Origin of the sequence: Methylothermaceae bacteria B42 (assembly GCA_001566965.1) — a bacterium.
In the GTDB taxonomy this organism is placed as follows: domain Bacteria; phylum Pseudomonadota; class Gammaproteobacteria; order Methylococcales; family Methylothermaceae; genus Methylohalobius.
The window spans coordinates 1-23939 of the sequence record LSNW01000002.1 but is presented as its reverse complement, the minus strand read 5'-3'; the positions used below and the strand labels follow the sequence as shown (position 1 = coordinate 23939).

Annotated in this window: 27 protein-coding genes and 2 tRNA genes; 10 read left to right on the top strand and 19 right to left on the bottom strand. The window is 51.9% G+C overall.

All coding sequences use genetic code 11. From position 1 onward, the window contains the following. Positions 1-75 precede the first annotated feature (75 nt). Genes AXA67_02575 through AXA67_02565 form a run of 3 tightly spaced genes read right to left on the bottom strand, consistent with a single transcriptional unit; the run spans position 76 to position 2289 of the window. Complete coding sequence (locus AXA67_02575; GenBank protein ID KXJ42026.1) at positions 76-498, bottom strand: hypothetical protein; 423 nt, start codon at positions 496-498, stop codon at positions 76-78. Then, positions 498-998, bottom strand: a complete 501-nt coding sequence (locus AXA67_02570; GenBank protein KXJ42025.1) for a hypothetical protein — start codon at positions 996-998, stop codon at positions 498-500. The genes AXA67_02575 and AXA67_02570 overlap by 1 nt, the downstream gene beginning before the upstream one ends. Further along, positions 991-2289 carry a hypothetical protein gene (locus tag AXA67_02565; GenBank protein ID KXJ42024.1) on the bottom strand — a complete coding sequence of 433 codons (1299 nt, stop codon included), beginning with the start codon at positions 2287-2289 and terminating at the stop codon, positions 991-993. The genes AXA67_02570 and AXA67_02565 overlap by 8 nt, the downstream gene beginning before the upstream one ends. Before the next feature lie 311 nt (positions 2290-2600). On the opposite strand from AXA67_02565, the gene AXA67_02560 reads away from it, so the two are divergent. Further along, positions 2601-3629, top strand: coding sequence for an N-acetyl-gamma-glutamyl-phosphate reductase (locus AXA67_02560; GenBank protein KXJ42062.1), 1029 nt, complete (start codon positions 2601-2603; stop codon positions 3627-3629). Between the two features lie 91 nt (positions 3630-3720). Continuing rightward, the gene (locus tag AXA67_02555; protein KXJ42023.1) at positions 3721-4083 is read left to right on the top strand and encodes an iron-sulfur cluster insertion protein ErpA; all 363 of its coding nucleotides are present in this window, start codon (positions 3721-3723) and stop codon (positions 4081-4083) included. A 116-nt stretch (positions 4084-4199) separates the two neighbouring features. On the opposite strand, the gene AXA67_02550 is transcribed toward AXA67_02555, so the two are convergent. From AXA67_02550 to AXA67_02540, 3 genes are all read right to left on the bottom strand, one after another. After that, entirely contained in the window at positions 4200-5246 is a 1047-nt protein-coding gene (locus AXA67_02550; GenBank protein KXJ42022.1) for a hypothetical protein, read from the bottom strand. Positions 5247-5383: 137 nt separating this feature from the next. Further along, positions 5384-5821 carry a hypothetical protein gene (locus AXA67_02545; protein KXJ42021.1) on the bottom strand — a complete coding sequence of 146 codons (438 nt, stop codon included), beginning with the start codon at positions 5819-5821 and terminating at the stop codon, positions 5384-5386. A gap of 113 nt (positions 5822-5934) precedes the next feature. Continuing rightward, complete coding sequence (locus AXA67_02540) at positions 5935-6141, bottom strand: hypothetical protein (GenBank protein ID KXJ42020.1); 207 nt, start codon at positions 6139-6141, stop codon at positions 5935-5937. A 277-nt stretch (positions 6142-6418) separates the two neighbouring features. Here AXA67_02540 and AXA67_02535 point away from each other — a divergent pair, with 277 nt between their 5' ends. Further along, positions 6419-7201 (top strand): hypothetical protein, encoded by a 783-nt coding sequence (locus tag AXA67_02535; protein ID KXJ42019.1) that lies wholly within the window; start codon positions 6419-6421, stop codon positions 7199-7201. A gap of 36 nt (positions 7202-7237) precedes the next feature. Beyond that, positions 7238-7513, top strand: coding sequence for a hypothetical protein (locus AXA67_02530; GenBank protein KXJ42018.1), 276 nt, complete (start codon positions 7238-7240; stop codon positions 7511-7513). Between the two features lie 289 nt (positions 7514-7802). Here AXA67_02530 and AXA67_02525 read toward each other — a convergent pair whose 3' ends face one another. The 3 genes from AXA67_02525 to AXA67_02515 form a co-directional block, all read right to left on the bottom strand. Then, on the bottom strand, positions 7803-8087 hold the full coding sequence (locus tag AXA67_02525) for a hypothetical protein (protein ID KXJ42017.1): 285 nt from the start codon (positions 8085-8087) through the stop codon (positions 7803-7805). Positions 8088-8166: 79 nt separating this feature from the next. Further along, positions 8167-9273, bottom strand: coding sequence for an anhydro-N-acetylmuramic acid kinase (locus tag AXA67_02520; GenBank protein KXJ42061.1), 1107 nt, complete (start codon positions 9271-9273; stop codon positions 8167-8169). Between the two features lie 20 nt (positions 9274-9293). Further along, positions 9294-10598, bottom strand: coding sequence for a hypothetical protein (locus AXA67_02515; GenBank protein KXJ42016.1), 1305 nt, complete (start codon positions 10596-10598; stop codon positions 9294-9296). 148 nt (positions 10599-10746) lie between these two features. On the opposite strand from AXA67_02515, the gene AXA67_02510 reads away from it, so the two are divergent. Both AXA67_02510 and AXA67_02505 read left to right on the top strand, forming a co-directional pair. After that, positions 10747-11964: a tyrosine--tRNA ligase gene (locus tag AXA67_02510; protein ID KXJ42015.1), complete on the top strand. Its 1218-nt coding sequence runs from the start codon at positions 10747-10749 to the stop codon at positions 11962-11964. Between the two features lie 49 nt (positions 11965-12013). After that, complete coding sequence (locus AXA67_02505) at positions 12014-13753, top strand: hypothetical protein (protein KXJ42014.1); 1740 nt, start codon at positions 12014-12016, stop codon at positions 13751-13753. On the opposite strand, the gene AXA67_02500 is transcribed toward AXA67_02505, so the two are convergent. Beyond that, on the bottom strand, positions 13737-14642 hold the full coding sequence (locus AXA67_02500) for a hypothetical protein (protein KXJ42013.1): 906 nt from the start codon (positions 14640-14642) through the stop codon (positions 13737-13739). The genes AXA67_02505 and AXA67_02500 overlap by 17 nt on opposite strands. A 77-nt stretch (positions 14643-14719) precedes the next feature. On the opposite strand from AXA67_02500, the gene AXA67_02495 reads away from it, so the two are divergent. From AXA67_02495 to AXA67_02485, 3 genes are all read left to right on the top strand, one after another. Then, entirely contained in the window at positions 14720-15136 is a 417-nt protein-coding gene (locus AXA67_02495; GenBank protein ID KXJ42012.1) for a hypothetical protein, read from the top strand. Positions 15137-15257: 121 nt separating this feature from the next. After that, positions 15258-16121: an ATPase gene (locus AXA67_02490; GenBank protein ID KXJ42011.1), complete on the top strand. Its 864-nt coding sequence runs from the start codon at positions 15258-15260 to the stop codon at positions 16119-16121. A gap of 11 nt (positions 16122-16132) precedes the next feature. Next, on the top strand, positions 16133-17209 hold the full coding sequence (locus AXA67_02485; protein KXJ42010.1) for a homoserine O-succinyltransferase: 1077 nt from the start codon (positions 16133-16135) through the stop codon (positions 17207-17209). Positions 17210-17213: 4 nt separating this feature from the next. Here the strand turns inward: AXA67_02485 and AXA67_02480 are convergent, their stop codons facing one another. The 7 genes from AXA67_02480 to AXA67_02450 form a co-directional block, all read right to left on the bottom strand. Next, positions 17214-17609: a hypothetical protein gene (locus tag AXA67_02480; protein KXJ42009.1), complete on the bottom strand. Its 396-nt coding sequence runs from the start codon at positions 17607-17609 to the stop codon at positions 17214-17216. 34 nt (positions 17610-17643) lie between these two features. Continuing rightward, positions 17644-17730, bottom strand: a tRNA-Leu gene (locus AXA67_02475). A 57-nt stretch (positions 17731-17787) separates the two neighbouring features. After that, positions 17788-18414, bottom strand: coding sequence for a two-component system response regulator (locus AXA67_02470; protein KXJ42008.1), 627 nt, complete (start codon positions 18412-18414; stop codon positions 17788-17790). Between the two features lie 40 nt (positions 18415-18454). Further along, positions 18455-18542, bottom strand: a tRNA-Ser gene (locus AXA67_02465). Positions 18543-18631: 89 nt separating this feature from the next. Beyond that, a complete protein-coding gene (locus AXA67_02460) occupies positions 18632-19345 on the bottom strand; it encodes a DNA polymerase III subunit epsilon (GenBank protein KXJ42007.1) in 714 nt (237 codons plus the stop codon). A 180-nt stretch (positions 19346-19525) separates the two neighbouring features. After that, entirely contained in the window at positions 19526-19990 is a 465-nt protein-coding gene (gene rnhA / locus AXA67_02455; protein ID KXJ42006.1) for a ribonuclease HI, read from the bottom strand. Continuing rightward, the gene (locus AXA67_02450) at positions 19980-20609 is read right to left on the bottom strand and encodes a hypothetical protein (protein ID KXJ42005.1); all 630 of its coding nucleotides are present in this window, start codon (positions 20607-20609) and stop codon (positions 19980-19982) included. The genes rnhA and AXA67_02450 overlap by 11 nt, the downstream gene beginning before the upstream one ends. A 482-nt stretch (positions 20610-21091) precedes the next feature. Between AXA67_02450 and AXA67_02445 the strand changes: the two genes are divergently transcribed. Beyond that, positions 21092-22411: a hypothetical protein gene (locus AXA67_02445; protein KXJ42004.1), complete on the top strand. Its 1320-nt coding sequence runs from the start codon at positions 21092-21094 to the stop codon at positions 22409-22411. 28 nt (positions 22412-22439) lie between these two features. On the opposite strand, the gene AXA67_02440 is transcribed toward AXA67_02445, so the two are convergent. Continuing rightward, on the bottom strand, positions 22440-22805 hold the full coding sequence (locus tag AXA67_02440; GenBank protein KXJ42003.1) for a hypothetical protein: 366 nt from the start codon (positions 22803-22805) through the stop codon (positions 22440-22442). 454 nt (positions 22806-23259) lie between these two features. After that, positions 23260-23874 carry a hypothetical protein gene (locus AXA67_02435; protein KXJ42002.1) on the bottom strand — a complete coding sequence of 205 codons (615 nt, stop codon included), beginning with the start codon at positions 23872-23874 and terminating at the stop codon, positions 23260-23262. Positions 23875-23939 lie beyond the last annotated feature (65 nt).

The window sequence follows — 23939 nt, the reverse complement described above, 5'->3', positions numbered from 1 at the left end:
TTCGTCTATTGAGTCCCATAATAGCCGGAAGCGCAGGCGGTCACCAGGGTTTTGCGGGTGTCTTGCTCCAGGTTCTTAAAACGGCTTTACCGTCGCCAATATCACAATGGCAAACAGAAACAACGCGGGAATCTCATTGACCCAGCGGTAGAAAACATGACTGTGGGTATTGCGGTCGTGTTTGAAGTCCAGCAGCCATTTCAGGCAAGCGAAGTGGTAGACCACCAGCCCCAGTAATAACAGGAGTTTGACGTGCAGCCAGCCGCTTTCGCCATAGAAACTCCAGGCATAGTCAGCCAGCATCCAGATGCCAAAGACAAAGGTCAGTACCATCCCCGGGGTCATGATGCCGAAAAACAGTTTCCTTTCCATGATCTTGAAGCGTTCCTTGCTGATGGTGTCTTCCGCCTGAGCGTGATAGACAAACAGCCTGGGCAGGTAAAACAACCCGGCAAACCAGGTCACCATGAAAATGATATGGAAAGCTTTGAGCCACATTAGGCTGCTCCTTGTTTCGATGAGTGAAGTAGCGTTTCAATTCTGTTGCGGATTTCAGTTTCCTCTAAGACACCGGTTTTTTGCCACAGAATCTTTCCGTCTGCGATGAGAAATTGGGTGGGGACGAGTCGCACGTCTCCGAACGCCCGGGCAATGTCTCCCAGGGGATCGAGAAAGATGGGATAGGGTGGTTTGACTTGCTTGGCGAAGGTAACTACCCGGTTGGGGGGATCATAGGGCATGGCGATGGCCAAGATTGTCAGTCCCTGATCGCCAAAATCTCGGTGTAACCGAGCCAGCAGGGGCTGTTCCCGCAGGCAGGCAGGACAATCGGTAGCCCAAAAAACCACCAGCGCCGGCCCGGGTAGTTCATGCAGCCGGATTTTTTCGCCTTCGATGGTGGTCATTTCCAGTGCCGGCGCCGGGGTGGGTTGCTGTGTCCACCACAACCCCACGGCAATGCCTATGAAAATGACCAGAATGCCGATGAATTTATTCATCCTGTTCCAGCTTGCGGGCGTAACTTTCCGTCAAGGCCGTGTAAAGGGATTGCGGATTGAATAATCGCGAAGTTCCCGAGGCAATAAAAGAAGCCGCCATTAGCGGCAGTAACAGTTCGTGGGTATCGGTCATTTCCATCACCAGGACAAACGAGGTCATCGGACTTTGCAGCATGCCGGAAAAGTAAGCCGTCATGGTCAGCAAAATCATGGTAAGGGCCGGCGCCAGTGGCAACCAGGTATGCAGGTCGGCGCCCAATCCCGCGCCCACCGACAACGATGGCACGAATAAACCGGCGGGAATGCCGCATAAAGCCGTCCAATAGGTGGCCAGCATTTTCAAAAAGGGAAAGTCCAGGGGCATGCTGTCAGGGTCTGTGAGAATGCGCTTCAGCATGGGATAACCCGTGCCAAAAGTGGCGCCGGAAGCGTAGGTGCCAATAGCCGCCAAGCCCAGGCCACAAGCCATTGCCAGCAATAAACGTTGATGAAAGGAGATGGCCGCCAGCCGGCGAGCGCTAAACAGAAGAATGGTGCTGAAAAGACCACCCATCAAGCCACCGGCAACGCCACACAACGGCACTGCTAGCCAGCTGCGGCCTTTGGGCAATACAGCTTGGCTGGATTCGAGGAAGACATAGTGATCCAGCACCACGAACGCGGTCATGCCGGAAAAGATGATGGCGGTCAGTACCAGGCTGCCGATTTTTTCCTCCATGGAGTGTCCCAGTTCCTCGATGGCGAAAATAATGCCAGTTAGCGGCGCACTGAACAGGGCGGCGAAGCCCGCGGCGCTGCCGGCCAAAATAAATCCGCGCTCCAGGTAATGGGTGGGGAAACGGGCGGCTTTTCCCAAGGAGGTCATAATGGAAGCGCCAATTTGAATGGCGGGCCCGCCTAATCCTGCGGAAGCCCCGGATAATAGCCCGAGATTGGTAAGAATGACCTTGCCAACAGCGATACGGAACGAAACAAAACGGGATCGCAGGGCCAGGTTGTGGTGAATCGATAAAGCTGCTTTAACCTGGGGAACGCCGCTGCGCTCGGCGCCGCTGAACAAGCCTTCGGTCATCCAGACCACTGTGGCGAGTCCGAAAGGGCAAATCAAAAACACCAACCACGGGTTGTAGTGGTGAAGCTGCCTGAATTCGGCCACCGCCTTTTCGCTGACTAACGTGAGAGCGCTGATAAACAGCCCCACCAATATCGCCCCGCTCCAAAACACCAGCCGCTGTTTCCAGACGCTGGCGGAGAATAGGGAAGAAGCAGGCGTTTCCGTCGGTGTGGTCATGGGGGGTTAATGGCTGTTTCTCTGCGAGCCCCTTACTTTCTGTCTGGTTAGAATGGGCTCTTAATGAAAGCTCAATCATTATATCAAAGTAGAGGGTTGTATAATTCCTACCTAAATTTTGTAAGTGATTCGAGCACCGAGGGTGTCAGGCAAGGCGGCAAGCCAATTTTCGCGCAGGCGTGGCAGTGCTGCTTCAAGCCTGAAATTAGTGCAGCCAACGCAGCATAAAGGTTTGATTTGGCAGCCGCATGCCGAAACACTTGCAAAATTTTGGTCCTATTCATATGACTAATTTCAAGGGCGATAAAAGAATGATTTCAGCCGCAATTGTTGGTGGAACCGGATATACCGGCGTGGAGTTGCTTAGAATTTTGGCGGGACATCCCCAGGTCAGCATCGAAATGGTCACTTCCCGCAGTGATGCTGGAAAGCCGGTAGCGGACGTTTACCCGAGCTTGCTTGGGAAAGTGGACCTCAATTTTGTTGAGCCGGAAGTTGAAGCGCTGTCCCGGTTTGATGTTGTCTTTTTCGCCACTCCCAACGGCACTGCCATGCAATTTGCGGAAAAGCTGCTCGAACAGCAGACTATTGTCATTGACCTGGCGGCGGATTTTCGCCTGCGCGATCCCAAGCTTTGGGAAACCTGGTATGGCCGGCCCCATGCCTGCCCGCAATTGCTGGAAATGGCGGTTTATGGCTTGCCAGAGCTGAATCGTGACAAGATCCGCAAGGCCCGTTTGATTGCTTGCCCCGGTTGTTATCCCACTGCGGTGCAATTGGGTTTTTTGCCTTTGCTGGAGCGTGGCGTGGTGGACGGTTCGGACTTGGTGGCCGATTGTAAATCCGGCGTTTCCGGCGCGGGCCGCAAAGCCCAGCTCTCGACCTTGATGGCCGAGACTGGCGAGAGTTTCAAAGCCTATGCCGTGCCTGGTCACCGCCATCACCCAGAAATCTGCCAAGGGTTGAATAGTATTTCAGGCAAGCCGGTATCGCTTACCTTTGTGCCCCACCTGGTTCCCATGATCCGGGGGATTCATGCCACTTTATATGGGTCCGCCGATTCTAACCAGGATTTCCAGAAACTTTTCGAATCCCGTTATGCCAAAGAACCGTTTGTGGATGTCTTGCCATCCGGTAGTCATCCCGATACCGGTGACGTGCGTGGCGCCAACCGGTGCCAGATTGCGGTGCATTATCTGCCGGAAAGCGGCAAGGTGGTGGTGTTATCGGTGATTGATAATCTGGTCAAGGGCGCCGCCGGCCAGGCGGTGCAAAACATGAATCTGGTCTTTGGATTACCCGAGACCATGGGATTGGAAATGGTAGCCCTCTACCCTTAAGGGCAAGGTTTTCCACAAATCGCATGGGCAATCCGGGAAAGAGCGTAATCTATTCTTGACTATTTCACTGGGTAAAGAGGATAATTCAACCATGAGTGCGACAACTGAAACCATTACCGAAAGCGAAGCCCCCATCAATTTTACCGACAGTGCGGCGGAGAAAGTGGCCAGCCTGATTGCCGAGGAAGGCAACCCCGATTTGAAGCTTCGGGTTTATATCAGCGGCGGCGGTTGCTCCGGCTTTCAGTACGGTTTTACTTTTGATGAAGATATCGCCGAAGACGATACCGTGATCGAGAAAAACGGCGTCACCGTGCTCATCGATTCCATGAGCATCCAATATCTGCAGGGGGCGGAAATCGACTACAAAGACGATGTCTCCGGCGCCCGCTTCGTCATCCGCAACCCCAATGCCAAGACCACTTGTGGGTGCGGGTCGTCATTTGCGGTCTAATGAATTTAAAAACTCCCTGTTTGCAGATATTCCTGCTACTGACGTTCCTGTGACAACCACCCCCTCTTCGCCGTCATTCCCGCGCTAGCGGGAATCCAAATTTCGCGGGAGTATCCTTATTCTGCCTGAATGTTTTCCCATCTTTCCTGCAGAGAAGCGCTTTTCTTTTCAATATCCGCCAATAATTCAAACTGTTTTTGCGCCTTGTGCAGATTTTCTTCCCGGTAGGAGACTTTGAAGTAGCGGTTGCCTTCCAGGTAATCGGTCAGAAAGCGGATGCCCAGTTCATAGGGAAGCAGACCGATGGCATCGGGCACGTGATGGCGCTCGGCGGGGGTTAAAAAAAACTTTGCCTCTCTAAACCAGCCTTTCAGAACAGCACTGGCAGTGTCCAGATCGAATTGGCCGTTTTTACCGCGGCAAGCGGAGCGGATGCAATCGCCGATATCATAAAGCACCAAGTCAGGCTGGATGGTATCCAGATCCACCCAGGCCATGGGCTCTCCCGTGGTTTTGGAAAACAGCACGTTATCCAGCTTGGGATCGCCGTGAATGATTCTTAAGGGCAACTCGCCCGTGCTTTTGTCGTCTTCCAGAATGGGGGCCTGCTCCCGGCGTTGTTGGATAAAATCCACTATTGGCTGCACGTCAACAGGCAGGGATTTGGTGGTTGCCAAAACCCGGTCAAGCCGTGCCAAATAGTTCGGGGTGACGTGGAAGCCCGGTAAAGTAACGTGAAACTTGTCAACCGCCAAACCCGCTAGTAGGCAATGCAGCCTTCCCAAGCTCTCGCCCAATATTTCCGCCTCGGCCAGGTTCTCAATCCGGGCTTTGTTTTCGCTGTCCTCGATATATTCCAGCATGCGCCAGTAGCCGCCTGCCTCATCCATCACCCAATCCTTGCCGTCCCTGGCCGGAATAATGCCGGGTAAGCGAATGCCCGGGTCGCGATGGCGGGCTAAATAATCGGTTATTTGGCGCAGATTGGCCATGATTTTCCCGGGACTGGGAAAGACATCGGCATTGATCCGTTGCAGTACGCCTTTTGCCGTTGGCGTGGTCACCAGATAAGAATCGTTGATTAATCCTTTCCCCAAAGGTTCTATGTGGCGGATGTGTCCGGGTAGGGTGAATGCTTCGGCGATTGTTTTTTCAATGGTCATAAATATGGGCACTTGTCCATGATTTCTTGATAATAATGAAAGCCCCGCAGGGTGCTTCTGGCTCTCTGTCTATATTTATTGTCTGATTATGCTATCAGTCAGGCATTTTATTGACATGACTCGGCATGGCGTTAAAACTACTCGCCTTGATTCAAAAAATACAGGAAAACCCCATGACAACGATGCAACGCAATTATCCCGACTGATCGTCCCCGCCTGGCCGGGGGCGCATTTGGCGTCGTCCGGCGGTGCGGCATCGTTGCATGGCTCAAGCCCCGAATGACTTTGTTATCCGGGGCTTTTTCGTGCCCCGGAAAGTGAATTATGTATTGTGAGGAACGAATCATGCCTGTTTTGATGGAACTGAACAAAGGCCGGGTGCCGGTGCCCACGGCGCCGGCCGCCGCATGAGCCGTACCGAAGCGAAAAAGCGCTTCAACCACCGTGATCCGGAAGCCCAGACCGCCGGCGTGGAATGCCGCAAGGACAAAGGTATGGTGGATGAAATCCCGGCCGTCTAAAAGGATATCGACCGGGTGATGGAAAACCAGAAGGATCTGGTGGAAGTGGTGCACACCCTCAAGCAGGTCGTGTGCGTGAAAGGCTGATGATCTTGATATTACGCACCGTCATTTCGAGCTCTGTCTCGAACGAAGTGAGAGAGCTTGCGAGAAATCTTGCAGTCGCCCTAAAATGAATGCTGATGTGTCAAGATTTCTCCCTCCGGTCGAAATGACAGCCAAGGATTGCGTAAGCCCGCGCCCCGATCCTGGGCAAAGGTGGGGTGCATGAAAAATCCCCCTCCGCCAACCGCCAGGCGGAAAAACGGCAGCTGCGAAAAATGTTGCAACAAATCAAGGCCGGGAAATCCGGCCTTGATTTTTTCGGGGGTCATATACAATCTCGCCGGAGTGATTCAAAATGCATAAGTACAGGGTTTTGCTATGCAAATCAACGCCACAGACATCTTGATGGGTTTGGGTGTAAAATCTCATTTGATCGCTTCCTCTGCTTAATGCATTGATATCGTAAACCTCATTTGAAGCTTGGATGGTGGCTAGTCCACTAAGCCCATTTATCAGGGGAGGCGGTCATGAATAAGTATTAAGACACTCCACCTGATCGCCATTCCGCTGCGCTCCAGCGGCAGGTGATCTTGGTCGTTATATTTCATGACTGGGAAAATGTCCAACACAGCCACAAGTAAATTACGAGGTGATGAGGAGTTTGTCATCCAAGCTGTAGCCGCCTCTGTCTCAGGTGAGTGGAAGCCTGCCGAGAATCCTCCTGATGCCTATTTGTACGCTAGGGGTACTACCATTGCTGTCGAGATTTCTAGGCTTACGCAATATGTTACAGATGAGAATGGTGGATATAAACCACGGTTGTCTGAAGACGCTACAGCCATCCGATTATGTGAAGAACTTAATAGGGAGCTTAGTAAAAAAATCCCGAAAGGGCGCACAGTGCATCTGACTCTATCAGCTCCAATTGCGAGCGCTAGAAGATTAAAACCTCAACTCGGCCAGGTGATTATTGAGCTTATCGAGACTACTGGTGTGGCGGACGTTACTGTCGAGAAAGAGATTTTGGGGAATCAAATCACCATCCATCTCATCCCAGCGGATCGACTTTCAGGAAAGCAGTTGGTTGGTCTGGTCACAAACCAAAAATCTCATGTGGATATTTTAGCTAATGCAAAACACATTCTGGCGGACCGGATTGCTGTAAAAACAGAGAAGTGTCGTTCACTGGATTTTAACGGCCCCGTTTGGCTGGCCTTATATAATGATTACAGGCTCGCCGACGCCAATACCTACATGCAGGCTCTAGATCAATTGTCACTGAAACATAAATTCGAGAGGATTTTGCTTGTAGAGGGCAATAGGACTGTAAGAACTTTGTATGAGAAACATAACATTCGGTTCCAGGCGACGCAAAAACAGCACACCTGAGCTGAGCCGTTGGTGCAATATATTTGGAGAGAATGGATGACAGCCGAAAATGTGGTCGGGATACTCCTTACAGAAGAGGGGTGGAAAGATCTTGGTGAGGCTCTAAGGCCCTACAGTAGTCAAGGTCCAATTGGCAAGTATATTTATTGTCATGAAGTTGTGCCAAATGGCCCGTATTTTACGTTCATTGCGACCCCGAATAACGCGACAGACACAAATTTCAAGGTTGAGATATCAATTCCTCATCGTTACGTAAAGTTATTCGTAACTGCTCACGAAAAGCGGCATATCGGATTTGCTGAACAACCATAAAGAGGAAATCAAAACCCATTAGAAATAAATTATGAACAAATACATCATTACATCAGTTGTTGCACTTTCTGGCTGTGCCTCTCCCAGCGAAACAATATCGCTAATTCAGCAAACCCCCCTCCTCTGTAGCGTTAGAATATACTCATTCATATTCATTTGAACTTGGCGAAACAGTGAAGGCTGCCGAGAGATTATGCAATAGGCGTGGGAAATACGCTGATTAACAATTTGGACAGCTAGCTGCCTGATGGGTGAGCGGGAGGGATGTTGCGAATCAGACTGTTAAGGTTCACCAAATAGTCTCAATCAATTGGCTATCCAGTAAATTTCTATCGGTCGTGACAATAGGCGCCTGATTCAAAATGGAGGTTGCCGCGATGATTCTGTCCGCCGGATCGCTGTTAATTGCTGAATCTAAATTTACCGAGAGTTCGGTTATTTCCGGGGTGATATGGACGAGGGTGTAGTTTCTTGCGCTGAGAATCAGCCGGATCAGGTTGGCCGGGGTTTCCTCGATTTCGATTCGTTTTCGTTTGACGAGCATGGCGATTTCCCACAAGGAAATATCGCACATGATCAAGTTGCGGGCCGCATCGGCGTGTTGATGGTGTTGGCGGCGATGGGCAGCGCAATACAGAGAGCTTTGTCAAGATCTAAGATTTGCCGAGAAAAGCAAGGCCCGGATAAATCCCCCCCAAAACTACCGGATACCTGGCGCCGGTGACGCTTGGCAAATTGCCCGGCTGGTTTGCCAGGGTTTGTCTGGCGAGCCAGGCGAAAGCCATGGCTTCCACCCAGTCAGGGGGGGTGCCGTATTCTTCCGTGCTGGATACGGGGCAGTTGAGTTGTTCTGTAATCAAAGCCACCAAATATTGATTGTGAACGCCGCCGCCGCAGATCAGGATTTTGCTTGGCGTAAATCCCGTCAATGCAAATCCTTGGCGGATGCTGGTTGCGGTGAGGTGGGTAAGGGTGGCTTGAATGTCTTGGAGCGGGATTGGCGGGAATGATTCCAGGTGTTTTTCCAGCCAGGATAGGGAAAAGTATTCAGGCCCAGTGCTTTTAGGGGGGCGCTGGTGGAAATAGGGGTCGTTCAAGAGGGTTTCCAGGAGGGCGCTGTGGCATTGTCCGGAGCGGGCCCAGTCGCCATTTCGATCGTAAGGCTGGCCCTGATGGCGGGCAATCCAGGCGTTGAGCAAGGTATTGCCAGGGCCGGTATCGAAGCCCGTGACTGGCTGGCCGCTGGCAGTTTTGGGCAAGAGGGTGACATTGGCGATGCCGCCAAGGTTGAGCACTGCCCGGTTTTCTTCTTCCGATTGAAATATCGCCTGGTGAAAGGCCGGTACCAGAGGCGCTCCCTGGCCGCCGGCGGCGATGTCTCGGCGGCGGAAATCGGCGACGGTGGTAATGCCGGTGATTTCGGCTATCCGGTTGGGGTCGCCGATTTGAAGCGTGTAGCGATGATGGGTATTGGGGTTGTGATGCAGAGTTTGCCCATGACTGCCGATGGCGATGATGGCTTTGGCGGCGATGCCGGTTTGCTTGAGCAGTTCAAGCACGCAATGGCCGTACAGTTCTCCCAATTCGGCATCCAATTGGCCCAGGGCGGATAAGGGAATGGTTTTAGCAAAACAGTATTGGTGAAGGCGGTTTTGCAGTTCTTGTGGATAGGGATGGTAATGCCGGCCGGCCAGTTGGATGTTGCCGGCGTCAAATTTGACTAAGGCAACATCAACGCCATCCAGGCTGGTGCCGGACATTAGGCCGATAAAATAGTCCGTCACGGAGGCGTAGATGGGGTTTCGGCCTTGGCGATGGCTACTGGGCTGGCCTGATCCAGCGCCGCCACTAGGGGAGCGGTCTTGTTCTGGAAGCCAGCGAGTAGCGGTAATGGAATGGGGCGAGAGCCGGGCAGGGGAACGGTTAAAGGGTCGCGGTGGCGGCCATGAATGCGGAATTCGTAGTGAAGATGGGGGCCGGTAGCCAGCCCGGATTTGCCTACAAAGCCAATCACATCCCCTTGCTTGACCCTGCTGCCGGTTTTGAATTTTTTGGAAAAGCGGCTGAGGTGGGCGTACAGAGTAGTGTAGCCTTGGCCATGGTCGAGAACGATGACCCGCCCATAACCGCCCTTGTGGCCACGGAAGATAATTTTGCCGTCGCCGGTGGCACGCACCGGCGTTCCCGTAGGCGCGGCATAATCCACGCCTTTGTGGGCGCGGATACGGTGAAGCACGGGATGGCGGCGTTTTAGATTGAAGCGGGAGGTGATGCGCGCGGATTTGACCGGCGTGCGCAGAAAAGCCTTGCGCAGGGACTCGCCATCCGGGGTGAAGTAATCCGTGTGGCCATCAGGCAAGGTATAGCGCAAGGCCCGGTAGGTTTGTCCATTATTGATGAATTCCGCCGCAACGATTGCCCCGTCGCCAATGGGTTCATCATCAATGAAGAGTTTTTCATACAAGACGGTGAAGCGGTCTCCCGGTTGTAGGCCCCGGGCGAAGTCAATGTCCCAGCCGAAAATTTCCGTCAGTGCCAGGATTAGTTTGTCACTGAGACCGGCGGCTTTCCCATCCAGAAAGAGAGACTGTTGGATGGTGCCGCTGGCAAGCTGTAATTCCCGCTCCGGGGCTAGGGAAACCAGCTGGCTGGTGAAACCATCGACGGTTTTGGTGACAGCGATGGTATCGGTTTTGCTTTGTTGATAGACCAAAGATTCCAGTTCCCCTTGATCGTTTACCCTTAACTTCAGGGTTTTACCCGGATAGAGCCGGGTCAATTGCTTTTGCAGGGAAGCATTGTCTTCCAGGATTGCATTTAACGTATCAGCGCCCAAATCATACTTGGAAAAAATCCCGGCCAACGATTCCCCTTTTTTGATTTGGTGTTCAATCCACTGATCGTTTGCTTCCTCGATGGAGGAGGGTGTTGCTGGCAAGGTTTGGGGTAGCGTCGGTAGGGGCGCAGGTTTCTGGGTGGTTTTAAGCGCACGGTCCTGCTTCTCCACCCAAAAGTTTTCCGAACTGGCCGCGCCCAATCCGCCAAGCAGCATCATAGCCAAGCCGCTTAAAATCAGTTTTTTCATCGGGTCCTTAACAAGGCGTACGGTTATTATTTTTTGTGACAAAGACAGGGGTAAAAAAGATAGAATTGTAAAGTTTAATTGACCCTGATCCGTCTTGCCAGTCTTTCTGTTGGCAGCGGTAACAGGCCGGTATGTTAAAGGAGACAGAATGAGCGAAGCTGAAAAGGCCCTGGCGCTGCTAAAACGCGGCGTGGAAGAAATTTTGCTGGAAAAGGAATTGCTGGAGCGTCTCGAGAGCGGGCGTCCTTTGCGGGTGAAAGCCGGTTTCGATCCCACCGCGCCGGATTTGCATTTGGGGCATACGGTATTGCTGAACAAACTCAAGCAGTTTCAGGATTTGGGGCACGAGGCAATTTTTTTGATTGGTGATTTCACCGGAATGATTGGCGACCCCACCGGAAAAAATCAAACCCGCAAACCCCTTAGCCGCGACGAGGTGATTGAAAACGCCCGTACCTACGAGGAGCAGATCTATAAAATTCTCGATCCTGAAAGAACCCTGGTCATGTTCAATTCCAGCTGGATGAATGCCATGAGCGCGGCGGATTTGATCCAGTTGGCGGCCAAGTTTACCGTGGCGCGGATGCTGGAACGGGATGACTTCAGCAAGCGTTACCAAAGCGGCCAGGCTATTGCCATTCATGAGTTTCTGTATCCGTTGATTCAAGGTTACGATTCGGTGGCGCTGAAGGCGGATGTGGAATTGGGGGGGACCGACCAGAAGTTTAATTTGCTGGTGGGCCGCCAGCTCCAGGAAAGCCATGGGCAAAAGCCCCAGGTGGTAATGACCTTGCCGATTCTGGAAGGGCTCGACGGCGTCCAGAAGATGTCAAAATCCCTGGGGAATTATATCGGCATTGCCGAGCCACCGAATGAAATGTTTGGCAAAATCATGTCCATTTCCGATGAGTTGATGTGGCGCTACTTCGAGCTATTGAGCTTCCGTCCCATGGAAGAAGTTGAAGCTTTTCGCAAGGCATGCGGGGAAGGCGCCAATCCCCGGGATTATAAGGTCAAACTGGCTTTGGAAATCGTGACCCGCTTTCATGGCGCCGAGGCGGCGCAAAAAGCCCTGGAGAATTTTGAAGCCCGCTTCAAGCAAGGGATCTTGCCGGAAGATCTGCCTTTGCAGCGGTTGCCTGCCCCGGACCCCGAAGGCTATGCCATTGCTAATCTGCTCAAGGATGCCGGATTGGTGAAAAGCACCTCCGAAGCCTTGCGCATGATCAAACAAGGAGCGGTGAGGATTGACGGGGAGCGGGTGTCGGATCCCAAGCTTGTGTTGCCGCCTGAAGAGACCCATATTTTTCAAGTGGGTAAGCGCAAGTTCGCCAAGGTGAAGATTCTGCCTTGCCACTTGGCATAACCGGAATATCCCTAAAATTTTAGGCAATCGAATCGATTAGGAGTTACCAGTGAGTAAGGAACCCGCATTAAAAGACATTCTCGAATACACCCCCCAGCCGCTGCGTTTTGGCACCAGTGGCGTGCGGGCCAAGGTGACGGAACTGACGGATATCGAAGTCTATTGTCTGACACGGGGCACATTAGCGTATTTTGAGCAGACCGGGAAGATCACCTGTAATTCAGGGTCGGCTGATGCCATTGCCATTCCGTTGGCGGGGGATTTGCGTCCTTCCACGGAGCGGTTGCTGCAAGCGACGGCCAAAGCGATAGCCGATGCCGGTTACCAAGTGGATTATGTGGGCCGGATACCCACCCCGGCATTGACGTATTACGCCTTGCAAAAAGGGGTGGCCAGCTTCGTGGTGACCGGCAGCCATATCCCCGCGGATCGCAATGGTCAAAAAGCCAATCGTTGTGATGGCGAGGTGCTGAAAAGCGATGAGGCGGGCATTGTCCGGGCGGTTTCTGCCTTCCGTGACCAGGAATATAACCGACCTGCCGGCCAATCACTCTTTGACGCCAAGGGGATGTTCAAACCGCAATTCAAATACCCATTGCCCGATTCCAATCCATCGGCCGCGGAAGTATTTCAATCCCGCTACCGAAAGGTTTTTCCTACCGATGCCCTAAAGGGTTTGAGGGTGCTGTTTTTTGAGTACAGCGCCGTGGGCCGGGAATTGATTCCGCAGATTCTGGAAAATGCCGGCGCCGAGGTGGTCCGCGCCGGGCGCAGTGAGGAATTTATTCCTTTGGATACCGAGGCGATTTCCGATCACCATTTACAGATGTTGGCGGATTTGGCTGGCCAACAATCGGGGCAATTCGACGCGATTGTTTCCACCGACGGAGACAGCGACCGGCCATTGGTGATTGGTTTGCAGCAATCCGGTGGCGAAACGAAATTGCAGTTTATCCCCGGCGATTTGTTGGGCGCTATTGTTGCCGATGCCCTCAAAGCCGATGCCGTGGCCGTGCCCATCAGCGCCAATCCCGCCCTGGAGGAATTTTTTAATACCCGGGGCATTTCAGTGCTACGGACCCGGATCGGTTCGCCTTACGTTATTGAGGCGATGGAAACCCTGAAAAGCCAAGGGAAACAGCGGGTGATGGCTTGGGAAGCCAATGGCGGATTTTTGTTGGGCTCTGCAATCACTCTTGAAAAGGGCGTGCTCGAACCGCTGCCTACTCGTGATGCCACCTTGCCCATGTTGACAGTATTGCAGGTAGCAAATCAGCGGCAGATACCCTTAGCCAAATTACTGCGGGAATTTCCACCGTGTTATGGCAAATCGGATTTGTTGGACGAATTCCCGCAGGAGGACAGCCGCCTGATGGTTGAATTTTTCAGGCCTGAGGATGATCGCATCAAAACCCTGGAATTTGTTGATGGCGCGGTAAGGCTGCTGGATGCTGACAATCGGAAAGTTGGCGTATGGCCTCAGGAAAGTGGGCAAGCCAAATCATGGCTGGAGAAGAAGCGTTTGCTGGAATCGGTTTTTTCGCCGGCGGAAGGTTTTGCCGAAATTGTCAAAATCAATGTGCTGGACGGTATCCGTTGTTATTTTGCCAATGGTGAAATCGCCCATGTTCGCCCTTCCGGCAACGCGCCGCAACTGCGTATTTATGCCTTTGCCAGTACGCCTGAGCGGGCCAGGGAAATAGCGGCTTTGGCAGTCAAGGAGCCGGATGGGTTGTTGCGCCGGTTACAAGCATTGGTGGTTGAAAAGGGCTCTAATGGAACAGTTTGATTTTGGTCAAACCAAGTTTGGCCCGGCCGAATTCCGGGACAGTTCCTATGACTTGCAGTAGATAATGCGTGTCGGGGTCGCGGAGCAGGGTAATTTCCCCCTCCATCCCCAAAAACTCAAAGGCTTCATCAGTACCTGGCTCATAGGCGGATGGCCGAACTAGAATTTTTTCAGCCTTGACGGTGGTTTTGATGTGTTTTTTCTTGGATCCCTTGATAACGTAATCCACTTGCAGCGGTTGGGTGCCAGCGCGCTCAAACTTGACCCGATAGAGATTTTTTTTATTGAACATGCACAAACTGGCCGATGATTGTCCCTTTGGCGGAAAATCATTGGAGATCAGCAACAAGATACTATAAGGATCAGTAATTATGCCGCACTCTTGGCGGACCCCGGGAGGGAAGGGGTAGAAGCTTTCTTTGCTTTTTAGCCAGTTTTCCGGGGGTTGAAAGGCGTTTTCTTTATTTCTGGGTTCTTTGCGAATCCGGTAAACGCCGTGCTGGGCATAGCGGTAAAGTTTATAACTGCCTTTTTTGCCATATTTGATCCGGGTGCGTTGCAGGGCTTGCATATTGGGTTCCAGCCACAAATTACCCAACCAGGTTTTACTGGATAGAAACCACTTGAGACGGGTTTCTACCGTCAAGTGGTACAGCGGGCTCTCGTTTGCTGGAACCAAGGCCTTGGGACGATTCAGCAACTCCGGTAGGGCCTCTTTGCCAATAGAAGCTTTTAATTTGGCCTTAACCACAATGGCGGGGGAAAGTTCCAGGGTTAATTCACGCCATTTGGGCAGGGGATGAATTTCAGCCGCGCTGGAAGCAAAAGCAACAAAAAGCAGGCTGGCAATAAAAAAGCTGATTCCAATCCTGATACCCGAAGGCAGCATGAATATTCCTTAGATTTTGACAAGATAGCAGGCTATGTCGCGTAATTATGACATATTGTGGTAAATTTCGCACAAAAATGGGCGGTCAGGTGGTTTTTGTGTATGGAACGCTGCTTTTTCCCCAGGTGCTAAAGGTGGTGACAGGGCGGATTTTCCCGGCACAGCCTGCGACGCTGAAAGGGTTTGGGCGATATAAAGTCAAAGGCCGGGTTTTTCCCGGGATATGCGTTCAGCCCGATTCCGCCGTTGATGGCCAGGTCTATTGGGGGGTGGATGATTTTTCAATGCAGCGGTTGGACGACTTTGAGAGTGATTTTTATGAGCGGCAAATATTGCCGGTAACCTTGGCATGCGGAAAAACCGTTGACGCCAATGTTTATGTGATCGGGTCCCAATATTGCCATTTGCTTTCCGGGCAGCGATGGTTGCCGGAAGTGTTTGAGCGGCAATATTTGCGTGCCTATGTCAGGCGCTTTCGGGGGCTTTGCCGTTAATGCGGCGCTCAAGTATGATGAGCGGGAGTGCTTCATTTTGCGGAACCTAGGAGAGCTTAACCTCTCCAATATTCGGGTTATAACTTCCATCAGAGATTAAGGTTTGGAGCCATTGTAGTTTATGAAAATGTCGCCCAAAGAATTTATGGCATGGGATTCTAAACGGCTTACCCTTCTAGGCATGTCGGGGGTGGGGAAGACAACCCTGGCCAACAAGCTGCCGAAGGATAAATGGTTCCACTACTCAGGCGATTACCGGATTGGCACCAAGTACCTGGAGGAACCCATTCTGGACAACATTAAACGCCAGGCAATGCAGGTGCCTTTTCTGCGGGATTTGCTGCGGTCTGACTCCATTTATATTTGCAGCAATATCACCGTCAACAATCTCGCTCCCATCGCCACCTTTCTTGGCAAGATTGGCGATCCCAATCGGGGAGGATTGCCGCTGAAGGAATTCAAGCGCCGCCAGGCCTTGCACCGGCAGGCGGAAATTGCCGCCATGCTCGATATTCCGGCCTTTATTGAAAAGGCGGAAGATATTTATGGCTACAAGCATTTCCTCAATGATGCCGGTGGCAGTGTCTGCGAGCTGGATGAGCCCAAGGTGCTGGAAACACTGGCCAGGCATACTTTGATTATCTATATCAAAACCACGCCGGAGTTGGAGCAGACCTTGATTGAGCGGGCCAAACAAATTCCCAAGCCCTTATATTACCGGGAGGAATTTTTAGACGAGCAATTGCCGATTTTCATGCAAGAAAAAGGGTATGCCTCGCCGGAACAAATTCCTCCCGATGAATTTGTCACGTGGGTCTTTCCGCGATTGCTACGTTCACGGTTGCCGCGTTATCAACGGATAGCCGATCAATACGGTTATACAGTGGATGCCGGAGAAATCAACAGGCTTCGGGACGAGCAGGATTTTCTGGAATTGGTGGCCGATGCCATCGCCTCACAGGAATCTGCCAGGAAAACCGGGTGAGAGATTAGACGATGCCGCTAGTTGCCCATACGCCACTGCCTAGTTTTGAACGCCTTCGACACGAAGGGCAAAAGATTTTGCCCCCGGACTATGCCCGCCATCAGGATATTCGTGAGCTCCATATCGGTTTGCTTAACATGATGCCGGATAAAGCTCTGGAGGCTACCGAGCGCCAGTTTTTCCGTCTGCTGGGGGCGTGTAATCAAATTGTTCAGTTTTATGTGCATCCCTTTACCATTGAGGGCCTGGAAAGAAGTCCGGAAGCCAGAGCGCATATCGAGCGTTTTTACGAGCCTTTTGACAAGATTCGTGAAGAAGGACTGGATGCATTGATCGTCAGCGGCGCCAATGTGACCCACCCCAATATTGCCCAGGAGCCGTTCTGGGAGCCTTTGACTCAAGTATTCGATTGGGCCAAGCAGAATGTGACTTCCATTCTTTGTTCTTGTCTGGCGACCCATGCTTTGGTGCAGTATTGTCACGGGATTCAGCGAACCCGTCTGCCCGAAAAGCGCTGGGGAGTGTATCCCCATCGCGTGGTAGAGCCAAGGCATCCGCTGGTGGCGGATATTAATACCCGCTTTGATGTGCCCCATTCCCGTTACAATGAGTTATTTGCCAAGGATTTAAAGCGGAAAGGGTTGAAGGTTTTGGTGGAAAGCGAGGTGGCTGGAGTTCATCTGGCGGTCAGTCAGGATTTGCTGCGGGTGGTGTATTTCCAGGGGCATCCAGAGTACGACACCATCAGCTTGATGAAAGAGTACAAGCGGGAGATTCTAAGGTTCTACTTTGGGGAAAGGGAGGATTATCCGCCGTTTCCTGAAAACTACTTTGCCCCTAAAGCCCAGGAACTTCTGCAGGCATACCGGTTGGAAATCGAAAGCGCTAAACGCAGCGGCCGCCCACCGGCGGATTTCCCCGAGCAGAGGTTAATTCCTTTGCTGGACAATACCTGGCGCGATACCGCCAAGGCAGTCTTCAATAATTGGCTGGGATTGGTTTATCAATTCACCCATCAGGACCGCCGCATTCCATTCATGCCGGGGGTGGATCCCCAAAATCCGCTGGGACTGGTGCTGGAAAATTAACCTGTTACCGCACTAACCCTAATAAGTCAAATGCAGTGATGATTCCGCGGACGTGATGTTTATCCCCCACCAGCACCCGATGAATACCTTCTTCGATCATAACTTCCGCCACTTCTCTGGCAGAAAGATCCGGGGGCACAAAAATAACGTCATTGGTCATAATATCGGCGACGGTAATGTTTTGGCCGGTAAGTTGCTCAAAGGGTTCGCGCTTTTGGAAGCGCAGTGCCCGGATGACATCGGTTTTTGAGGCAATCCCAATGACCTCCCCCTTGCCGTCCTGAACGGGAACACCATCAACGCCTTGGATGGTGAGAAATTCTTCAAATTGATCCAGCGTCATATCTGGCGGCACGGATACCACCCGTGGTTCCATGATGTCTTTTGCTTGAAGGGTCATAAGCCCACCTTGTGACTTAAGGGTTGCGGAGAGATGGTGCCTCGGGACGGACTCGAACCGTCACGGGGTTTCCCCCTCGGGATTTTAAGTCCCGTGTGTCTACCAATTCCACCACCGAGGCTTGGACGGGTATTATATAGTTTTTTTACCTGAAAACGACTGCTTTCGCGGAAAGGGATCACATTAACCCATATTTGCTTGCCAGGCGGGTCAATTCAACGTCGTTTTTAATCCCTAGCTTTTCAAAAATGCGATATCGGTAGGTACAAACTGTCTTAGGGCTTAAGGACAGGATTTCCGCGATTTCTTGAATCGATTTTCCTTGCAAGGTCAGCATCGTGACTTCCATTTCCCGGGACGAAAGCGCGTCAAATAAAGACTTGCCATTTTTAGCGCTGCCGAGCGCAATATTGCGGGCCACATCGCCGCTGAGATAGCGTTCACCGCTGTAAACGGCCTTGATTGCATGGATCATTTCATCGGTGGGGCAGTTTTTAGAGATGTAGCCAGCCACGCCCGCATCCAGAAGCTGACGGGGAAAGGGTCCATCATTGTAGACACTAATGGCAATGAGTCTGATTTCCGGGTGCTTGCGTTGGAGTTTGTGGCAAGTCTCCAGCCCCCCCATGCCCGGCATGTTCACATCGATGACTGCGATGTCCGGTTTAGTGTCTTCGACTTTGTTGAGCGCTTCCTCTCCGGTAGAGGCTACACCCACCACGTCGATTTCTTGGTCAGCATTGAGCAGTTGTTCAATGCCGCTTCGAACTAATTCGTGATCGTCAGCAAGGAGTACTTTAATCATAAAGGAATGTGCCAAGCTAGGCTATTTGTTTTGGAGAAACTGGCGGAGAGGGTGGGATTCGAACCCACGGAGGGTCTCCCCTCGCCGGTTTTCAAGACCGGTGCTTTCAACCGCTCAGCCACCTCTCCTGGAAAGCAAATAGCATATCGTAAAGTGTGGTTTTGAGCTAGTCCAAAAAAGATTTAAGTGCATTGAGTATAACGTGAAACATCAAGTACTAATCTTCGTGCAGCCAAAGACAGTTTCCGCCGCTGGCTTGTTCAATTGCCTGCAAGCGCTGCTGATGCCTTTGTAACTCTTGTTCTTGGCAGCGTATCACCTTTAACGGCCTTTGCCGGCGACGGGTAGGGGAATGATCAGGTTTAGTGTCGGTATTATTCTGGTTTGCCTGCTCATCAAGCAGTAACGAAATTTGCCCGCCGGTCATTGCCAAATATACGGCTGCCAGGATTTCCGCGTCCAGCAAGGCGCCATGCAGGTTACGGCGGCTGTTATCAATTTGATAACGCTTGCACAAAGCATCCAGGCTGTTGCGTTGTCCGGGATGCTTGCGTTTGGCCAGTACCAAGGTGTCTAGAACGGTGCAATAGTCCTCAAGATGCCCATAGTGGGGACCTAACAGCGATAATTCAGCATTGATAAAGCCCACATCGAAAGGCGCGTTATGGATGACAAGTTCACTATCTTTGACAAATGCGATGAATTCATCGGCAATGTCAGCAAACCTGGGTTTGTCCGCCAGAAAATTACTGTCGATGCCATGGACTTCAACCGCGCCTTCGTCAATATCACGGTCCGGATTAAGGTAAATATGATAGCGGCGGTCGGTGATTCTTCTGTCAATCAGCTCCACGCAGCCGATTTCAATAATCCGGTGACCTTCTTGGGGATCTAAACCGGTGGTTTCGGTATCGAGAACAATTTGACGCATGGTTTTACAGTTATTTCTTACGAACTTTTGGTAATCGAGGTGTTCCGGTCTTCCTTCTGGGGGACGCCATAAACGCATCCCTGAGGGCTTGATGGTGGCCGACCTGGCCACCAACACCCACAGAAGGAAGACCGGCACACCAAAATATTAAGCGTTCGGAAATTGATTAGGTATGTTTATCTATTGCTGGTTGGATTGTAACATCTCATCTATGGCTTTATTGGCCAATTGATCAGCCCGTTCGTTTTCCGGGTGTCCGCTGTGGCCGCGCACCCACTCCCATTCTACTTGGTGTTTGCTTAATGCTTGATTGAGACGCTGCCACAAGTCGATATTTTTGACTGGTTTGTTGGCGGAAGTTTTCCAGTCCCGCTTGATCCAGTTCTCCATCCATTCGGTGATGCCTTTCATCAGATACTGAGAATCCGTGCTGATTCTTACTTTACAAGGGCGCTTTAATGCTTCCAGGGCTTGGATGGCGGCCATCAGCTCCATGCGGTTGTTGGTGGTTTCAAGCTCACCGCCGAAGAGTTCTTTTTCCTTCCCCCGAAAGCGCAAAATAGCCCCCCATCCGCCAGGCCCGGGATTGCCGCGGCATGCGCCGTCGGTAAAGATTTCAACAATCTCTTCTTTTTTATTGGTCATTTTTTCTTTGAATAGTGGGTTCCACCATGCCCGGCGCCCACTCCAGATTGGGTTGAGGCACCGTTTTAAGTGGAATGACGTGATAGGTGCGTTTGATAGCTCGGACCGCATAGGCGACTGACCATAACGCGGTGCATCGCCCTTGGCAAAAGCCAGATCGATAAGGATAACGCAGGTTGTGGAAGTCAAAGCTGGCATTGAGTTCCCCGGTGAAGTTCAGGAGATTGAGCCAATCCAGTAGTTTGTTATGACCAATCAATCTTCCACCCAAGGGAGCATATTGCCGTTTGCCGGGAATCCAGCGGTAGAGGCGGTAGAAACTCCAGGGATAGAAACCCAAGATGAGTAATTGTCCCTCTGGTTTTAAAATTCTTTCGACTTCACGGAGTAACTGATGTTGATCCGCCACATATTCAAAAGTATGGGGCAGGATCATTAAATCGACGCTTTCAGAAGCGATGGGCAAAGAATCCAAATGGCCGATGACGAGAGGTGCTTGGGGCTTGAGCTGCGGGTTATCGTCAATGACTTGAAAATGGGGCAGATAGCCGCTATCGAGGTATTGTTTCTCCCATCCCAGGTAGCCTAATTGCACAATGCGGAAGGAATAGGGGACCAAAACTGATTGCCTTAAGTAGTCTGCTTCCAAACGCCGCAGTTTACGTCCAAGGGCAGTTTGGTACCATTGGCACAGCGTTTGCCGCGTGAAGGAGTTCGCATTTTTGTTAGAAAAAGAAAACACGTGCAATCAAATACCTTGCTGTTACCCTATAATAACTAATAGTTAAGAACAATTGCCGTCAAATTGGGGGATATTCGCCAATGAATCGATTCTACCACCTTGCTGTAGTGACTTTTTCGTCGCTGCTGGTAGTTGCTTGCAGCCAGCAGCCAGCAAAACCGGTAGCACTAGATTTTCCACCTGCTTCTTATCCTGCTCCCGAACCCACTGTCTCTACTGAAAAGCTCGATACTCCGCAGATCGGGAAAGAGGAAAAAGCAACCAAAGCCCCGTCTGATCCACTAAAAGCTCCGGAGATAGACAATTTATGGGATCGATTGTTCGCGCTTTACCGCTTGCCACCAAGTAAGCATCCTAGAGTGCAACGAGAGCTGCGTTGGTATCTCGCCCATCCTTCCTATATCAAACGGGTACAATCACGGGCCAAACCCTATTTGTACACTATTGTGGAAGAAATCGAACGCGCCGGGCTGCCAGGAGAGTTAGCGTTGCTGCCGGTGGTGGAGAGCGCTTTCCGGCCCAGCGCCTATTCCCATCAACGGGCGGCGGGGCTATGGCAGTTCATTCCTTCTACCGGAAGGATTTACGGGTTGGAACAAAATTGGTGGATTGACCTGCGCCGGGATGTGCACGCTTCCACTCGAGCTGCCATCAATTACCTGGATAAATTGCAAAAGGATTTCGATAGTGATTGGCTCCTTGCCTTGGCGGCCTATAACGCCGGAGAAGGTGCGGTAAAGCGGGCCATTCGCCGTAACCGCCGCCTGCATCGGCCCACCGATTTTTGGCATTTGCGCCTGCCGCGGGAAACCCGTGCCTATGTTCCCAAGTTATTGGCAGTGGCCCATTTGTTCGCCCACGCCAAAGAATACAAAATCGCCTTAGAACCTATCCCAAATCACCCTTTATATACCGAGGTGCAGGTGGGATCACAGTTGGATTTGATCCTGGCGGCTAAGCTGGCGGAAATGCCGGTGGAAGAACTGTATCGCCTAAATCCAGGGTTCAAACGTTGGGCAACGGCGCCGGAAGGACCGCATCGGCTAGTTCTGCCCATGGAAAAAGTCGAATTATTTCAGGAAAAGTTGGCCGAACTCCCGGAAAATCAAAGGATTCAATGGCGGCGCCACAAAGTAAAACGGGGAGAATCCTTAAGCTGGATTGCCAAACGTTATCACACGCCAGTGCAAATTATCCGTCAAGTTAATCATGTCCGGGGGAATCTTATTCATCCCGGGGAAACTTTGATTATTCCTGTCGCCAGAACAGGCAAGCTTCCCTATTCACTGGCCAGCCTTAAACGGGTGGCACCGGTGCTGCGAGCTCAGGAAAACCGCATAGTTTACAAAGTACGGCGCGGCGACAGCCTGTGGAAAATAGCCCGCCGCTATCGGGTCGGCCTCCGGCAATTGGCGCGTTGGAATGGCTTGAGTACCAGGGCTGTATTAAGGCCAGGGCAGCGATTAATTATCAAAGGCGGAAAGCGGCTCAAAAAACCACGCCGAAAAATGCGCACTGTCCATTACAAAGTCCGCAAGGGGGATTCCCTTTCCCGCATTGCCCAACGCTTCAACGTCAGCGTCAAAGCACTGCGGCAATGGAACCGCAACCAGATCGGCAAGTACCTCAAACCCGGTCAACGCTTGAAGGTCTATGTGGGTAAGCGGATTTCCACGTAGCAATCAAGTAAGGGAGAAAGGCGGGGGATCAGGGCAGATATTTGATCGCGGCCACCACCAGGCCGCCGACGGTGAGGGTGAGGGCGAAGGACCAGCGCATGAAGCGGTCGATGCGGGTGGTCAGGGCCTCGAATCTCTGATTCATATCCCCGCGCATTTCCTCGAAGCGCCTGTCCACCTGCTCGAAGCGCTTGTCGATTTGTTCGAAGCGTTTCTCCATCAGATGGAAACCCTGTTCCATCAACTCGCGTTGGTGCCTGAGTTCTTCTTCTACCCGCACCATACGCTCACGCAGTTCCAGATCATAACGCACCAGCCCGCCAGGCAGGTGGGATTCCACTTCCTCGCGGATCAAGCGGCGGATCTGGTCGATGTCTTCCTGGGCCAGGGGCATGATAGACGCTCTTCAAGTTTGCTTGAAAGAATAATTATACGACATTCTCACAGCGCTTTTGTGCCCCTGCCAGGGCGTTTGTAGGGGCGAAAAATCTTTCGCCCCCACCGAGAGCGATGACGAATTTGGGGGGCTGTGTCAGCGCTTGTCCCAGCCGCTAGCGCGTCGAAGTTAAGAGTGGCAAGCGTAAAAGCCGCTGGCCAGCAAAGCATCCAGTGTGGCGGCCGGGTCAAAGACAGTTCCTTCAGTTACCGCGCCCGCGAAGGAGATTTACTTTCTGAGATCGCTCAACGATTTAATGTCAGCGTCAAAGCGCTGCGGCAATGGAACCGCAACCAGATCGGTAAGCGTCTCAAACCCGGGCAACGCTTAAGGTCTACGTGGGTAAGCGGATATCCACGTAGAAATCAAGTGAGGGGACGCGTAAAGCCCAGCATTTCACTGGGCTTTTTGCTTATCCGGTGTTTGACCCTGACCTGACACACCGATAGAAGATACCGAAGATTCCCAAGATGAACAACATTAATAGCAGCAGCATAAAGGCGGGAGGTTCGGGTACCATTACAGAGGCACGTTGAATCAGAGCCGTCACCGTCGCGGTAATTCCAGTTGTGTTCACGCACATGATTTCCACCGCTACATTGCCATCGCCAACCGTGCTTTGATTGGCCTGCAAAGTAAGCAGGCCGGTGGATTTCGCCGGCAAAATAAACCTGGGAATCTGTTGGCTCGGTTGGCCATCCAACCCAATCAAATTGGCCGTGACATTGGCGCTGGTCGAAGTAATGGTCGCCGAGTAGGTGCCTTCCACGTTGCCGGTGTTTTCCACCAAGAGCAAGAAGGTTGCCGGCCCCGGGCCGGAGAGGTTGATTGACTGAGGATTGAGACGGGCCGCAACGCCTTGGGTCCGAGTGATTAGGATGGAAGCTTTATCTTGGTCCGCTACTTCCGGATTGGTTTGCGAAGTGGCGATGCCGATTAGGCTCAAGCTGCCGGGGAGAGCGAAATTAACACCGCTGAGCTGGATTGTGACCGCCTGGGATTGGCTTGGCTGTAGTGACGTGGTCAAGTAAAAACGGACACCTAGTTAAGCTACATTAGCCAATTGGCTATTCCTCTCAAATTGATCTGGAC

Coding starts and splice junctions, on each gene's coding strand:
- AXA67_02575 (KXJ42026.1), bottom strand. CDS start 498: ATGTGGCTCAAAGCTTTCCATATCATTTTCATGGTGACCTGGTTTGCC.
- AXA67_02570 (KXJ42025.1), bottom strand. CDS start 998: ATGAATAAATTCATCGGCATTCTGGTCATTTTCATAGGCATTGCCGTG.
- AXA67_02565 (KXJ42024.1), bottom strand. CDS start 2,289: ATGACCACACCGACGGAAACGCCTGCTTCTTCCCTATTCTCCGCCAGC.
- AXA67_02560 (KXJ42062.1), top strand. CDS start 2,601: ATGATTTCAGCCGCAATTGTTGGTGGAACCGGATATACCGGCGTGGAG.
- AXA67_02555 (KXJ42023.1), top strand. CDS start 3,721: ATGAGTGCGACAACTGAAACCATTACCGAAAGCGAAGCCCCCATCAAT.
- AXA67_02550 (KXJ42022.1), bottom strand. CDS start 5,246: ATGACCATTGAAAAAACAATCGCCGAAGCATTCACCCTACCCGGACAC.
- AXA67_02540 (KXJ42020.1), bottom strand. CDS start 6,141: ATGACCCCCGAAAAAATCAAGGCCGGATTTCCCGGCCTTGATTTGTTG.
- AXA67_02535 (KXJ42019.1), top strand. CDS start 6,419: ATGACTGGGAAAATGTCCAACACAGCCACAAGTAAATTACGAGGTGAT.
- AXA67_02530 (KXJ42018.1), top strand. CDS start 7,238: ATGACAGCCGAAAATGTGGTCGGGATACTCCTTACAGAAGAGGGGTGG.
- AXA67_02525 (KXJ42017.1), bottom strand. CDS start 8,087: ATGTGCGATATTTCCTTGTGGGAAATCGCCATGCTCGTCAAACGAAAA.
- AXA67_02520 (KXJ42061.1), bottom strand. CDS start 9,273: ATGTCCGGCACCAGCCTGGATGGCGTTGATGTTGCCTTAGTCAAATTT.
- AXA67_02515 (KXJ42016.1), bottom strand. CDS start 10,598: ATGAAAAAACTGATTTTAAGCGGCTTGGCTATGATGCTGCTTGGCGGA.
- AXA67_02510 (KXJ42015.1), top strand. CDS start 10,747: ATGAGCGAAGCTGAAAAGGCCCTGGCGCTGCTAAAACGCGGCGTGGAA.
- AXA67_02500 (KXJ42013.1), bottom strand. CDS start 14,642: ATGCTGCCTTCGGGTATCAGGATTGGAATCAGCTTTTTTATTGCCAGC.
- AXA67_02495 (KXJ42012.1), top strand. CDS start 14,720: ATGGGCGGTCAGGTGGTTTTTGTGTATGGAACGCTGCTTTTTCCCCAG.
- AXA67_02490 (KXJ42011.1), top strand. CDS start 15,258: ATGAAAATGTCGCCCAAAGAATTTATGGCATGGGATTCTAAACGGCTT.
- AXA67_02485 (KXJ42010.1), top strand. CDS start 16,133: ATGCCGCTAGTTGCCCATACGCCACTGCCTAGTTTTGAACGCCTTCGA.
- AXA67_02480 (KXJ42009.1), bottom strand. CDS start 17,609: ATGACCCTTCAAGCAAAAGACATCATGGAACCACGGGTGGTATCCGTG.
- AXA67_02470 (KXJ42008.1), bottom strand. CDS start 18,414: ATGATTAAAGTACTCCTTGCTGACGATCACGAATTAGTTCGAAGCGGC.
- AXA67_02460 (KXJ42007.1), bottom strand. CDS start 19,345: ATGCGTCAAATTGTTCTCGATACCGAAACCACCGGTTTAGATCCCCAA.
- rnhA (KXJ42006.1), bottom strand. CDS start 19,990: ATGACCAATAAAAAAGAAGAGATTGTTGAAATCTTTACCGACGGCGCA.
- AXA67_02440 (KXJ42003.1), bottom strand. CDS start 22,805: ATGCCCCTGGCCCAGGAAGACATCGACCAGATCCGCCGCTTGATCCGC.